Genomic DNA, 12,362 nt, shown 5'->3' on the forward strand with positions numbered 1-12,362 from the left:
ACGCCCGGCCGGGGTCCGCGAGCCCGCAGCGAGAAGGAGCCCGCCTTGTCCACCCTGCCCCCAGCCGCCGCGCTCTCCACCTCCGCCCCGCCGGCGGATGACCTCACTCCACGTCAGGCCGAGCGCCGGCGGCGCATTCTGCGGGCCTCCACCGCGCTGGCCGCCCGGGGTGGCTACGAGGCGGTGCAGATGCGCGAGGTCGCCGAGGGCGCGGACGTCGCGCTCGGCACGCTGTACCGCTACTTCCCGTCCAAGGTGCACCTGCTGGTGGCGGTGATGCTGGAGCAGCTCGGACGCCTGCACGAGCAAGTGCTGCGCCGCCCGCCCGCCGGGGAGGACCCGGCCGCCCGGGTGGCCGAGGCGCTCACCCAGGGGTTCCACGCGCTCGGGCGCGAGCCCCGGCTGGCCGAGGCGATGGTCCGGGCGCTCTCCTTCGCCGACCGCTCGGTGAGCCGCGAGGTGGACGAGGTCAGCTCGCTCACCTCGGCCATCGTGCTGGCCGCCGCCCGGCTCGGGGGCGAGCCCACCGCCGCGCAGCAGGCGGCGCTGCGGGTGATCGGGCACACCTGGTACGCCGCGCTGCTGGGCTGGCTCTCCGGCCGCGCCTCGCCGGCGGACGTACGGGCCGATCTGCACACGGCAGCGCGGCTGCTCACGCTGCCTTAGCGTCGGGGAGCCCCGGTACGGCCTGTCCACCGAAAGCACTCGCAGGCGTACGCGCCTTCCCTCGCGCGCCGTTCGTGCGCCCCTGTGGGCGCGATATCCGTCCACGCTCCAATCGAGCCGTAACTGATACCTGTTCCAGTTCGGGCGGCGCGGTGGCACCCGGGCGGGCCGGATAGAGTCGATGACTCCGGCCCGGTGATCCCGTCGAGGTCCACGGACCGCCCGTACGGGCCGCCGCACCGCTCATCGAAAGGCATTCCACCGTCATGCTGACCGCCGCCCGCCTGGGCGCCACCTCGCTGGCCGGCCTGCTGCTGGCCGGTGCCGCCAGTGCGCCAGCGCTGGCCGACACCGCCTCTCCCGCCGCCACCGCGCCCGCGAGCGCGCCGGCCGCCCAGCCCGCCCCCGCGGAGCTCTACGGCAAGGGCGACCCGACGTACGACGGCGTCTGGCGCCAGTCGCTGGCGCTCACCGCGCTGGCCGGTGCCAAGGTCACCCCGTCCGACAAGGCCGTGGGCTGGCTGACCGGACAGCAGTGCGCCGACGGCGGCTGGCCGTCCTACCGGGCCGACACCGCCGCCTGCGACCCCAAGACCGAGGACAGCAACGCCACCGCCGTGGCGATCCAGGCGCTGTCCGCGCTCGGTGGGCACCAGGAGGCGGTCGGCAAGGGCGTCGAGTGGCTCAGGAACAACCAGAACGCGGACGGCACCTGGTCCTTCAACCCCGGCAACCCGGGTGACGCCAACTCCACCGGACTGGCCGTCAGCGCCCTGCTCACCGCCCACACCGACCCGGCCGCCGTGGCCAAGGACGGCAAGTCGGCCTACGACGGCCTGGGCGGCTTCCAGCTCGGCTGCGCCTCCCCTGCCGCGCAGCGCGGCGCCTTCGCCTACCAGCCCGGCCCGGACGGCACCCTCGCCGCCAACGGCCTGGCCACCACGCAGGCCGCGCTCGCCGCGGCGGGCGGCGGACTGCTGGTGACCAGCACCGACCGGGCGGAGAGCGCGCCCAAGGCACTCGACTGCCCGACCGGTTCGACCGAGAAGACCGTGCCGCGCGCGCACTCCGCCGAGGCCGCCACCGCGTACCTGCGCGCCCAGCTCGCCGCCAACGGCCAGCACCTGATGCAGGCCCTGCCCGGCGCCGCGCCCGCCCCGGACTTCACCGCCACCGCCTGGGCCGTGCTCGGCCTGATCCAGGCCGGGCACCCGCAGGAGGCCGCCAGCGCCGCCGACTGGCTGGCCGGGAACGGCTACGACTGGGCCGCCAAGGGCAAGTCGGGCACCGACCCGTCCGCCGCCGCCGCGATGCTGCTGGTCGCGCAGGCCGCCAAGCTCGACCCGTACAACTTCGGTGGCACCGATGTGGTGCACCTGCTGATCAACGCGGGCCCGGCCCCGAAGCAGGTCCCGGCCGCCGCCGCCTCCGCCGCCTCGGACAACCCCGATGGCACCAAGGCCCCCGGCTCCGGCATCACCGAGGCCGACGACAACAGCGGCTTCTCCCCGATCTGGCTGGTCGGCATCGGCCTGCTGGTAGGTGTCGGCGGCGGTCTGCTGCTCAGCCTCAACCGCCGTCGCGGCGCCCACCAGCAGGACGCCGAGGCCAAGCCCGACGCCTCGCCGGCTGTCGACAAGCCCGCCACCGACCAGCCCGAGCAGGGCACTTCCGACAGCGGCAAGCCCGAGCAGGGCACGCCCGACGACGGCAAGCCCGAAGGCGACCCGAAGAAGTGACCCGCGTCCCGCGCCGTACGGCGGCGGCCCTGCTCGCCGCCGTACTGGCCGTCCCGTTCACCTTGCTGCTCGGCGCCGCGCCCGCGCAGGCCGCGGGCTACCGCTACTGGTCGTTCTGGAAGTGGTCCAACTCGGCCTGGACGTACCAGCAGCAGGGTCCCACCGTCTACGTCCCGCAGGACGGCGGCGTGGACGGCTGGCGCTTCGCGGTCAGCCCGGACGGCGGTCAGGACGCCGCCCGGCCCACCGCCGCCGGGGACTTCGGCGCGATCTGCGCCGCCACCCCGGCCCAGCCCGGCAGGAAGCGGGTCGCCGTGGTGCTGGACTTCGGCACCGCCGCCGACGCGCCCTCCGGTGAGACCCCGCCCGCCCCGCGCACCGCCTGCGCCGCCGTCCCGGCCACGGCCAGCTCGGCCGAGGTGCTCGCCGCCGCGCTACCCCCGCTGCGCTACAGCGCAGGCGGCCTGCTCTGCGCCATCGCCGGCTACCCGCGCACCGGTTGCGGCGAAACCGTCCCGGACGCCGGAGCCGCCACGGCCGAGCACGCCGACCACCCGGGCAGCGGCCCGTCCCTCGGCCTGATCGCCGGTGGCGCCCTGGTCGCCGCCCTGGCCGGCGGGGCGGTCTGGCAGGCCCGGCGCCGCCGCAACCGGCCGATTCCGTAAGCGTTTCCGAGGAACTCCCGCCGTGCCCAAGTCCCGCACCCCACGCCCTGCCACCGGCCCCCGCCAGCTGCACCCCGGCGCCTGGTGGCTCTGGGCGCTCGGCCTGGGCGCGACGGCCTCCCGGACCACCAACCCGCTGCTGCTCCTGCTGATCGTCGCCGTCGCCGGGTACGTGGTCGCCGCCCGCCGCGGGGACGCGCCCTGGGCGCGCTCGTACGGGACGTTCCTGCGGCTCGGGCTGCTGGTGCTCGGCATGCGGATGGTCTTCGCGGTCTTCCTCGGCTCGCCCGTCCCGGGCACCCACGTCCTGGTCACCCTGCCCCAACTCCCGCTTCCGCACTGGGCGCAGGGAGTGCGGATCGGCGGCCGGGTGACGGCGGAGGGCCTGCTCTTCGCGCTGTACGACAGCCTGCGGCTGGCCACCCTGCTGGTCTGCGTCGGTGCCGCGAACGCGCTCGCCAGCCCGGCCCGGCTGCTGCGCGCCCTGCCCGGCGCGCTCTACGAGGCCGGGGTGGCCGTGGTGGTGGCGATGACCTTCGCGCCCAACCTGGTCGCCGACGTCCAGCGGCTGCGGGCCGCCCGCCGGCTGCGCGGCGGCTCCGACCGGGGCGTCCGCGCGGTCCTCGGCGTCGGACTGCCGGTGCTGGAGAGCGCGTTGGAGCGCTCCGTGGGCCTGGCCGCCGCAATGGACACCCGGGGCTTCGGCCGCACCGCCGCCGTGCCGCCCCGGGTCGCCCGGACCACCGCCGCACTCACCCTGCTCGGACTGCTCGGCGTGTGCGTCGCCGCGTACGGGCTGCTCTCGGCGGACGGTGCGGGCTGGGCCCTGCCGCTGCTGCTGCTCGGCCTCGCCTCGGCGGCCGGCGGTCTGCTGCTCGGCAGCAGACGTGCCGTACGGACCCGGTACCGCCCCGACCCCTGGACCGCGCGCGAGTGGTCGGTCGCCGGCTCTGGCGTGGCCGCCGCCGGGCTGATGGTGTGGCTGGCGAGCCGTGACCCGGCCGCCCTCACGCCGTCGCTGATCCCGCTCACCGCGCCCGGGCTGCCGCTGCTGCCCGCCCTCGCCGTACTGGTCGGCCTGCTGCCCGCCGCCACCGCCCCTACCCCGCCCCGGAGTTCCTCGTGATCACCTTCGAGCAGGTCTCGGTCCAGTACCACGAGTCGGCCGAACCGGCTTTGCACGGCGTCGACCTGACCATCCCCGAGGGCGAACTCTGTCTGCTGGTCGGCCCGTCCGGCGCCGGGAAGTCCACCCTGTTGGGCACCGTCAGCGGACTGGTCCCGCACTTCACCGGCGGGGTGCTGCACGGCCGGGTCACCGTGAACGGCCGCGACACCCGCACCCACCGGCCGCGCGAACTGGCCGACGTGGTCGGCACGGTGGGCCAGGACCCGCTCGCCCACTTCGTCACCGACACCGTCGAGGACGAACTCGCCTACGGCATGGAGTCGCTGGGCCTCGCCCCCGACGTGATGCGCCGCCGGGTCGAGGAGACCCTGGACCTGCTGGGCCTGGCCGAGCTCCGCGGCCGCGCGCTCACCGCCCTCTCCGGCGGCCAGCAGCAGCGGGTCGCGATCGGCTCGGTGCTCACCACCCACCCCAAGGTGCTGGTCCTGGACGAACCCACCTCCGCGCTCGACCCCGGCGCGGCGGAGGAGGTGCTGGCGGTGCTCCAGCGGCTGGTCCACGACCTCGGCACCACCGTGCTGATGGCCGAGCACCGCCTGGAGCGGGTCGTCCAGTACGCGGACCAGGTGCTGCTGCTCCCCGGGCGCGGTCAGACGCCGGTGCTGGGAGAGGCGGCCGAGGTGATGGCCCACTCCCCCGTCCACCCGCCAGTGGTGGCACTCGGCCGCGCCGTCGGCTGGTCACCGCTGCCACTCTCGGTCCGCGACGCCCGGCGCAGGGCCGCACCGCTGCGCGCCCGCCTGGACGGCCGCACGCCCGCGCCCGCCACCGTCCCAGCGCCTGCGCGGGCTACCGCCACCGTGGACCGCCTCGCCGTCCAGCGTGGACCGGTGCCCGCACTGCGCGGGGTCCGGCTCGACCTGCACCCGGGCGAGATCACCGCCCTGATGGGGCGCAACGGCGCCGGGAAGTCCACCCTGCTCGGCTCCCTGGTCGGACTGCACCGCCCTACCGCCGGCTCGGTCCGGGTCGGCGGCCTGATCCCGCACCAGACCCGGCCCAAGGAGCTGATCCGCCAGGTCGGCCTGGTCCCGCAGGACCCGCGCGACCTGCTGTACGCGGAGACGGTCGCCGCCGAGTGCGCCGCCGCCGACCGGGACTCGGCCGCTGAGCCCGGCACGTGCCGTGCCCTGGTGGCCCGTCTGCTCCCCGGCATCGACGACGCCACCCACCCCCGGGACCTCTCCGAGGGCCAGCGGCTGAGCCTCGCGCTCGCCGTGGTGCTCACCGCCCGGCCCGGCGTGATCCTGCTGGACGAGCCGACCCGCGGCCTCGACTACGCCGCCAAGGCGCGCCTGGTCGAGATCCTGCGCGACCTCGCCGCCGAGTCGCACGCCGTGCTGCTCGCCACCCATGACGTCGAACTCGCCGCCGAACTCGCCCACCGCACGGTCATCCTGGCCGAGGGCGAGATCGTCGCGGACGGACCGACCCCCGAAATCGTGGTCTCCTCACCCGCGTTCGCCCCCCAGGTCGCGAAAATCCTCTCCCCCGTCCCCTGGCTGACCGTCCCCCAGGTGGTCGAGGCGCTCGCCGCCGAGGAGGCGCGGTGAGCACCCCGGAAGCGCTCGCCCGGCCGGTCCCGCTCGGACGGCGGTCGATCGCCCTGCTCGTCCTGATCTCCGCCATCGGCGTTGCCGCCTTCGGCTGGCCGCTGCTCGCCGACCGCTCCTCCGCACTGGTCGGCCACTCTGCCGACGCGCCCTGGCTGTTCGCCATGCTGATGCCGCTGCTGCTGGCCGTGGTGATCGCGCAGATCTCCGAGGGCCGCTCGGCGGGCGGCGGCGAGCGCGGCTTGGACGCCAAGGCGGTGGCCCTGCTCGGCGTGCTGGCCGCCGCGGGCGCGGCGCTGCGGCCGCTCGGTGCGGGGACGGCCGGGCTGGAGCCGATGTTCTTCCTGATGGTGCTGGCCGGCCGGGTGCTCGGGCCGGGTTTCGGCTTCGTCCTCGGCTCGGTCTCGATGTTCGCCTCCGCCCTGCTCACCGCCGGGGTCGGGCCCTGGCTGCCGTTCCAGATGCTCAGCATGGGCTGGGTCTGCCTCGGCGCCGGCCTGCTGCCGGGGGCGGCCTCACTGCGGGGAGTCCGCGAACGCGCACTGCTCGCCGGTTACGGCAGCCTGGCCGCCGTCGCGTACGGGACCGTGATGAACCTCCAGGGCTGGCCGTACATCGGCGGTCTGAGCAGCTCGATCGCCTTCGTCCCCGGCGACCCGCTCAGTGCCAACCTGCCCCGCTTCATCACCTACTGCCTCACCACGTCCCTCGGTTGGGACCTCCCCCGCGCCGCCCTGACCGCCGTCCTCTGCCTCACCGTCGGCGGCCCGGTCCTCCGCGCCCTGCGCCGGGCCGGCCGCCGCGCCGCCTTCACGGCCACGGCCGACTTCCGACCCTGAACCCTCCTGACAGGCGCGGGGAACCGCACGAGGGGCCACCCTCAAGTCGCCCGGCTTCTCGCGCAGTTCCCCGCATTCCTCGCCCGCTGCCGAAAGTGCGGGCCGATGGGACTACTTCTTCGGCCCGGCCGACTGCACGACCTCGAAGGACCACAGCGTGGAGTCGCTCGCCGCCGGGCGCTTGGGCGCCTCGCCGCCCTCCGCCGCCGGCCCCTGACGGTGCGCCGCCTGCATCGGCCCCTCCATCCACGCCTTGAAGTGCTCCTCGCTCTCCCAGCGCGTGTAGACGAGGTACTTGTCGGTCCCCTCGACCGGACGCAGCAGCTCGAACCACTCGAAGCCGTCCGAGTTCTCCACCGCACCGGCCCGCGAGGCGAACCGCTTCTCCAGCGTCTCCCGCATCTCCTCGGGCACGGTCAGCACATTGATCTTCACCACGCTGGGCATATGACACCTCTCATCGCTGGGCCCGCTACCGGGCGTCCAGTCTCGACCATGTGGGAGCAGTCTCCTACATACGACAGCCCGCGAAGCGAGGACGACTCTCAGGCTTCGGCGGCTGCCCAGCGGACGGAGACCGAAGCCCTGATCGTCGCGAAGGGCTGGGAGAGGAGCCGGTGCAGGGGCTCTTTTTCTGTGGCCTGATGCCCTCTTAACGCTGATCAGCCGGAAGGGTGAGGCTCGTGCACATCGGTGCAACCCACTCGCCAGCGGGAGCGAGCATGGCCCTAAAGTTCCTCGGCATCATCCCGAACACGCCCGTTGACGACTCGCCCACCATCTGGCTGGACGAGGACAGCGGCGATCTGTTGATCCAGTCCTACAAGGCCACGGCAGAGGAGGTGAAGGCATGTCAGGAGCTCGGCTCAATTCCCGGTCACTCGAGAGACGTTCCCGATCACGAGACGATCATTCGCCTTCCCGCTGTGATGCTGCAGTACATTCCGCGACCGGAGGGCGGCGACGGTGAAGTACCCCGTTCGTGAGGGGTTGGTCAAGGCGCAGCACTCTGCCATGCACCTTGAGATGCGCGACAGCTACACACCGAACGACCCCGAGTTCGCCCGTTGGCGCGCTGGTCACCGCTACGGCAACGATCCCGCGAAGCTCCCCGGCTGGTGGGGTTCATGGCGGGACTTGGTGGGCGAGACGACAGCGCGCGGGGTCCTAATGCGTAGGGCGCGCATCATTTCGGAGCCGATCACGGACTACATCCGGTATGAGCATGACCTGACGTTCGCGAACGTCGCGGCTGGGGAGCAGGTCCGCTGGCTGCCCCGGCGCAAGGCTGCCGACATCGCACTGCCTGGGACCGACCTGTGGATGTTCGACGGGTCGGCGGTGCTGTTCACCTACTTCTCGGGAGTCGGTGAGGTGGTGGACCGGGAGTGGCGCACCGAACCCGACGTCGTGAGGTTGGTCAGCACGGCATTCGAGGCGATCTGGGAGCGGGCAACACCGCACTCGGAGTACGACCCGGTCTGATCCAATCGTCCCAATGGTCACATCCGCTTCATCAAGTGCCCAGCAGGCCCGCCAGGTTCTCGCTGATCGTCTCGGCGAGATCCGGCGGGATGCTGGCCTGACCGGGCGCGACCTGGCCGGCCTGTGCGGCTGGCATCCCTCGAAGTCGTCGCGCATCGAGAACGCGCGCACCCCGCCGTCCGCCGATGACATCCACGCATGGTGCCTGGCATGCGGCGCTGAAGACCAAACAACAGACCTGATCGCCTCCCTGCGCGCTGTCGAGGGAATGTGGGTCGAGTGGCAGCGCATGGAACGCGCTGGCCTACGTCAGGCGCAGGAAGCCGTCCTGCCCCTATTCGAGCGCACACGTCGTTTCCGGTCCTACTCGTCTTGGCTCGTCCCCGGGCTGATCCAGACCCGCGCATACACCGAGGCCGTCTTGCGGGCCGTTCAGCGGCGGCGTGTAGCGGTGGACGACGTGGATGCCGCTGTTGCCGTCCGCATGGAGAGGCAGCATGTTCTCTCCGAGGGTGACCATCGGTTCGCGTTCCTGGTCGAGGAGTCGGTGTTGCGCTCTGCTATCGGCGGCATAGACGTGCTGGCCGGGCAGCTCGGGCATCTGGTCACGGTGGGGTCGCTGCCCAATGTCAACGACAACGGATCGCTGTCCTCGGACTGGCTAGGAACGTACAACGCCGTACCGCGCCACCTGTTCGCCCCTGACACCATCTGGCCCGGCATGGCGGATGGAGTCCGACAGGGCGAGGCGGTGAGCCGGAAGACGGACCCTGAAGCCTGGTGGAACCGCCGTCTACTCGGACATCCCGCTGACGACGCAATGGGACGACGGCGACCACCTGGGCGTGACCCGGGGCACCGTCCCCACGTCATCCAGCTCCATGCCGACCATGGTGTTCTCCATGCTGAAAGCACTTGAAGTCAGCGACGGAGACCGGGTGTTGGAGATCGGCACCGGCACCGGGTGGAACGCCGCTCTGCTGTCCCACCGCCTTGGATCGGGCAACGTCGTCACGGTGGAAGTGGACGCGAGCAGCGCAGCGGCAGCGCAACGACGCCTCGCAAGGGCCGGATACGCTCCGCTGCCGATCGTCGGCGACGGCGCAGCGGGCTACGCGAAGGGTGCGCCGTATGACCGGGTGATCGCCACGTGTTCCGTTCGGGAGATCCCGCACGCCTGGGTGGAGCAGACCCGGCCGGGCGGGGTGATCCTCGCGCCGTGGGGACCGGAGTACGGCGGAGAGGCATTGGTCCGGCTTACAGTCGGCGACGACGGCACGGCGAGCGGCCCGTTCGTGGCGTCGTCCGCCTTCATGCGCCTACGCCAGCAGCGCACCGACCGGCCGAACAGCCTCACCTACCTGTCCGGGCCGTGGCCTGCCGACGGCAAGCGTGGCACTACCGATCTCTCGCCGGACGAGATCGGCGGATGGCTCGACATGTTCGCAATCGGCGTGCGGGTCCCTGAGGCGTTCCCGCTGACCGAGCGCTACGCGGACGGGTCCTACACGCTGTGGCTCCACGACACTGCCGTCACGTCATGGGCAACGGCCGACTGGGAGCCGAACCGGACCGAATTCGAGATCGTGCAGTCCGGACCCCGCCGACTGTGGGACGACGTGTCCGCCGCACGGCACTGGTGGGACAAGCAAGGCCGACCCGGATTCGAGCGCTTCGGGCTCACGGTTGCCCCCGACCGTCAGACGGTCTGGCTGGACAACCCGACCAACCCGGTACCCGTCCGGGGCTGACCCTCTGAGCAGCCCCGTCCCTGCGTCTTTCCCCCGTGGCGCATGGGCGGGGCTTCGCCGTCCGGCTGCGCTTCCCATGGTGGGCGTCTATATGAGTCGCTTGACACACTCATTGATCTTCACGACAGCCATGGAAAACCTCTCGCCGTGCGACTCTCGGGCGACCGGACGCCGCCCTCGCCAAGCGTACGAGCCATGACCTGGGCTGCCGCCCCCGGCCACTCCCCTGGCCGTCTCCGCGCGCCGCGCACGTGCGCGGCAGGACCGGACCCACGCCCGGCCGACGGTCGCAAAGTCCTCAGACGCGCCGCCTCCTGACCGCCGGACGGCCGGGGTGCCGCCGGTACCGGCCGCGGATCAGCCGACCGGCGCGGATCAGGCCGAGCGCCCCTCGCCGCACTGGGGGTGTTCCGGCCCGGTGCGGTCCGGTCGGTCGCGGTCGTCGGCGCAGAGCTGCCTGCTGAGGCGGTTGAGCAGGTCGGCCAGGTCGCCGTAGCGCCTCTCGTCGTAGTCGTCCAGCAGGGCGGCGAGTTGGGAGCGCCGGGCGGCGACCAGTTTCTCGGCCACCTGCCGGCCGCGCTCGGTGAGGCGGATCGACAGGCCGCCGCGGACCGCGAGGCCGCGGCTCTCCACCTCCCGGACGGCCGCCTCGACCACCTCGATCGGGACGGTCCGGCGCTCGGCGAGTTCGGCCGGTTCGACCCGGCCCTGGTGATGCATGGCGAGGATCAGCCAGCTGGAGGCGGGTTCGAGGTCGAGTCCGGCCTCCTCGGTGATCCGCCGGAAGAGGTCGCGCCGGGCGTCCCGGGAGCCGAGTAGGGACAGCGCGCGGGCGATCTCGTCCAGCGAGGAGCGTTCGACGGGGTTGACGCCGATGCTCTCGCCCAGGTCGGGGGCGGTGACCGTGGTGCGGAGCCGCTGCTCGCGGATGAACAGCGACAGCACGAAGGCGACGACCGCCACCGGTACGGCGTACAGGAAGACCCGGGTGATCGACTCGGCGTACGCGCGGTGGACCGCGTCCTGCACGGCGGCGGGCAGGGCGGCGACGACCCGCGGGTCGGCGGTGACGGTCGCGGGGTTGAAGCCGGGTGGCAGCAGGAGTCCGGCCAGCACCTCGGGCAGCCGGCGGCCCAGGCCGGACGCGAAGACGGTGCCGAAGATGGAGACCCCGAAGGAGGCACCGACGGAGCGGAAGAAGGTCGCTGCGCCGGTGGCCACCCCGAGGTCCTGGTAGCCGACCGAGTTCTGCACGATCAGCACCAGCACCTGCATGACCAGGCCGAGCCCGAGGCCGAAGACCAGGAAGTAGAGGCTCGTCTCGGTGGTGGTGCTGTGCTCGGTGAGCCGGGAGAGCAGAACCAGGCCGATGGTGGTGACCGCGGTCCCGGCGATCGGGAAGATCCGGTAGTGGCCGGTGCGGGCGACGATCTGACCGGCGACGATCGAGGTGAACAGCATGCCGAGCACCATCGGCAGCATGTGGATGCCGGACAGGGTCGGCGAGACCCGTTTGACGACCTGGAGGAAGGTCGGCAGATAGGTGAGCGCGCCGAACATAGCGAAGCCGACCACGAAGGAGATCACCGTGATCAGGCTGAAGGTCCGGGAGCGGAACAGCCGCATCGGGATGACCGGTTCGGCGGCGCGGCGCTCGACGGCGACGAACGCCACCAGCAGGACCGCGCCGAGCACCGCCAGGCCGACCACCTGCCAGGAGCCCCACGGCCAGGTGATGCCGCCCAGCGAGGTCATCAGCACCAGGCAGGTGGCGACCGAGGCGATCAGGAAGGTGCCCAGGTAGTCGATGGTGTGCCGGCGCGTCACCCCGGCGCTGGGGAGCACGGCGGCGATCACCGCCAGCGCGACGACGCCGATCGGCAGGTTGATGTAGAAGACCCAGCGCCAGCTGAGGTTGTCGACGAAGACCCCGCCGAGCAGCGGGCCGAGCACGCTGGTGACGCCGAACACGGCGCCGAACAGACCCTGGTACTTCCCCCGGTCGCGGGGCGGGACCAGGTCGCCGACGATCGCCTGGGTGAGTACGATCAGCCCGCCGCCGCCCAGCCCCTGCAGCGCCCGGAAGGCGATCAACTCGCCCATGTTCCGGGCGAGTCCGCAGAGCGCGGAACCGATCAGGAAGATCACGATCGAGGCCCGGAAGAGCCGCTTCCGGCCGTACATGTCGCCGAGCTTGCCCCACAACGGGGTGGCGGCGGTGGAGGCGAGCAGATAGGCGGTGACCACCCAGGAGAGGTGCTTCAGACCGCCGAGGTCGCTGACGATGGTGGGCAGTGCGGTGGAGACGATGGTCTGGTCGAGCGCCGCCAGCAGCAGCGCCAGCAGCAGCGCACCGATCGGCACCCAGAGGTTGTGCACCGTCGTCTGCGGGGGTGCGGGACCGCCCGCTCCGGCCCGGCCGGACGCGGCTGCCGGGTTCGCCATGTCGGCTCCTCGGTGAAATCCGGGCTGACG

General features: G+C 72.7%; 12 protein-coding genes. 10 read left to right on the plus strand and 2 right to left on the minus strand.

Annotation, left to right across the window (positions count from 1 at the left end; translation table 11 throughout):
- Positions 1–45: 45 nt before the first annotated feature.
- The 6 genes from ACWDAK_RS17005 (at position 46) to ACWDAK_RS17030 (ending at position 6,651) form a co-directional block, all read left to right on the plus strand.
- A complete protein-coding gene (locus tag ACWDAK_RS17005) occupies positions 46–666 on the plus strand; it encodes a TetR family transcriptional regulator (RefSeq protein ID WP_344634254.1) in 621 nt (206 codons plus the stop codon).
- A gap of 266 nt (positions 667–932) precedes the next feature.
- Complete coding sequence (locus ACWDAK_RS17010) at positions 933–2,405, plus strand: prenyltransferase/squalene oxidase repeat-containing protein (RefSeq protein WP_427393825.1); 1,473 nt, start codon at positions 933–935, stop codon at positions 2,403–2,405.
- On the plus strand, positions 2,402–3,070 hold the full coding sequence (locus tag ACWDAK_RS17015) for an SCO2322 family protein (RefSeq protein WP_427393826.1): 669 nt from the start codon (positions 2,402–2,404) through the stop codon (positions 3,068–3,070). The genes ACWDAK_RS17010 and ACWDAK_RS17015 overlap by 4 nt, the downstream gene beginning before the upstream one ends.
- 22 nt (positions 3,071–3,092) lie before the next feature.
- Complete coding sequence (locus ACWDAK_RS17020; protein ID WP_427393827.1) at positions 3,093–4,196, plus strand: CbiQ family ECF transporter T component; 1,104 nt, start codon at positions 3,093–3,095, stop codon at positions 4,194–4,196.
- Positions 4,193–5,812 (plus strand): ABC transporter ATP-binding protein, encoded by a 1,620-nt coding sequence (locus ACWDAK_RS17025; RefSeq protein WP_427393828.1) that lies wholly within the window; start codon positions 4,193–4,195, stop codon positions 5,810–5,812. The genes ACWDAK_RS17020 and ACWDAK_RS17025 overlap by 4 nt, the downstream gene beginning before the upstream one ends.
- Positions 5,809–6,651, plus strand: a complete 843-nt coding sequence (locus ACWDAK_RS17030; protein ID WP_344634259.1) for an ECF transporter S component — start codon at positions 5,809–5,811, stop codon at positions 6,649–6,651. Before ACWDAK_RS17025 ends, ACWDAK_RS17030 begins: the two co-directional genes overlap by 4 nt.
- Positions 6,652–6,762: 111 nt before the next feature.
- On the opposite strand, the gene ACWDAK_RS17035 is transcribed toward ACWDAK_RS17030, so the two are convergent.
- Complete coding sequence (locus ACWDAK_RS17035) at positions 6,763–7,098, minus strand: antibiotic biosynthesis monooxygenase family protein (protein WP_427393829.1); 336 nt, start codon at positions 7,096–7,098, stop codon at positions 6,763–6,765.
- A gap of 275 nt (positions 7,099–7,373) precedes the next feature.
- On the opposite strand from ACWDAK_RS17035, the gene ACWDAK_RS17040 reads away from it, so the two are divergent.
- The 4 genes from ACWDAK_RS17040 to ACWDAK_RS17055 are packed head-to-tail and all read left to right on the plus strand — an operon-like array spanning position 7,374 to position 9,887.
- On the plus strand, positions 7,374–7,637 hold the full coding sequence (locus ACWDAK_RS17040) for a hypothetical protein (protein WP_427393830.1): 264 nt from the start codon (positions 7,374–7,376) through the stop codon (positions 7,635–7,637).
- A complete protein-coding gene (locus ACWDAK_RS17045) occupies positions 7,618–8,136 on the plus strand; it encodes a DUF6879 family protein (protein WP_427393831.1) in 519 nt (172 codons plus the stop codon). Before ACWDAK_RS17040 ends, ACWDAK_RS17045 begins: the two co-directional genes overlap by 20 nt.
- Before the next feature lie 13 nt (positions 8,137–8,149).
- Entirely contained in the window at positions 8,150–9,055 is a 906-nt protein-coding gene (locus ACWDAK_RS17050) for a Scr1 family TA system antitoxin-like transcriptional regulator (RefSeq protein WP_427393832.1), read from the plus strand.
- Positions 8,982–9,887: a methyltransferase domain-containing protein gene (locus ACWDAK_RS17055; RefSeq protein WP_427393833.1), complete on the plus strand. Its 906-nt coding sequence runs from the start codon at positions 8,982–8,984 to the stop codon at positions 9,885–9,887. Before ACWDAK_RS17050 ends, ACWDAK_RS17055 begins: the two co-directional genes overlap by 74 nt.
- Positions 9,888–10,262: 375 nt before the next feature.
- Here ACWDAK_RS17055 and ACWDAK_RS17060 read toward each other — a convergent pair whose 3' ends face one another.
- Positions 10,263–12,332 (minus strand): MDR family MFS transporter, encoded by a 2,070-nt coding sequence (locus ACWDAK_RS17060; protein ID WP_427393834.1) that lies wholly within the window; start codon positions 12,330–12,332, stop codon positions 10,263–10,265.
- Between the last annotated feature and the right edge of the window lie 30 nt (positions 12,333–12,362).

The organism is Kitasatospora sp. NPDC001175, assembly GCF_053598215.1.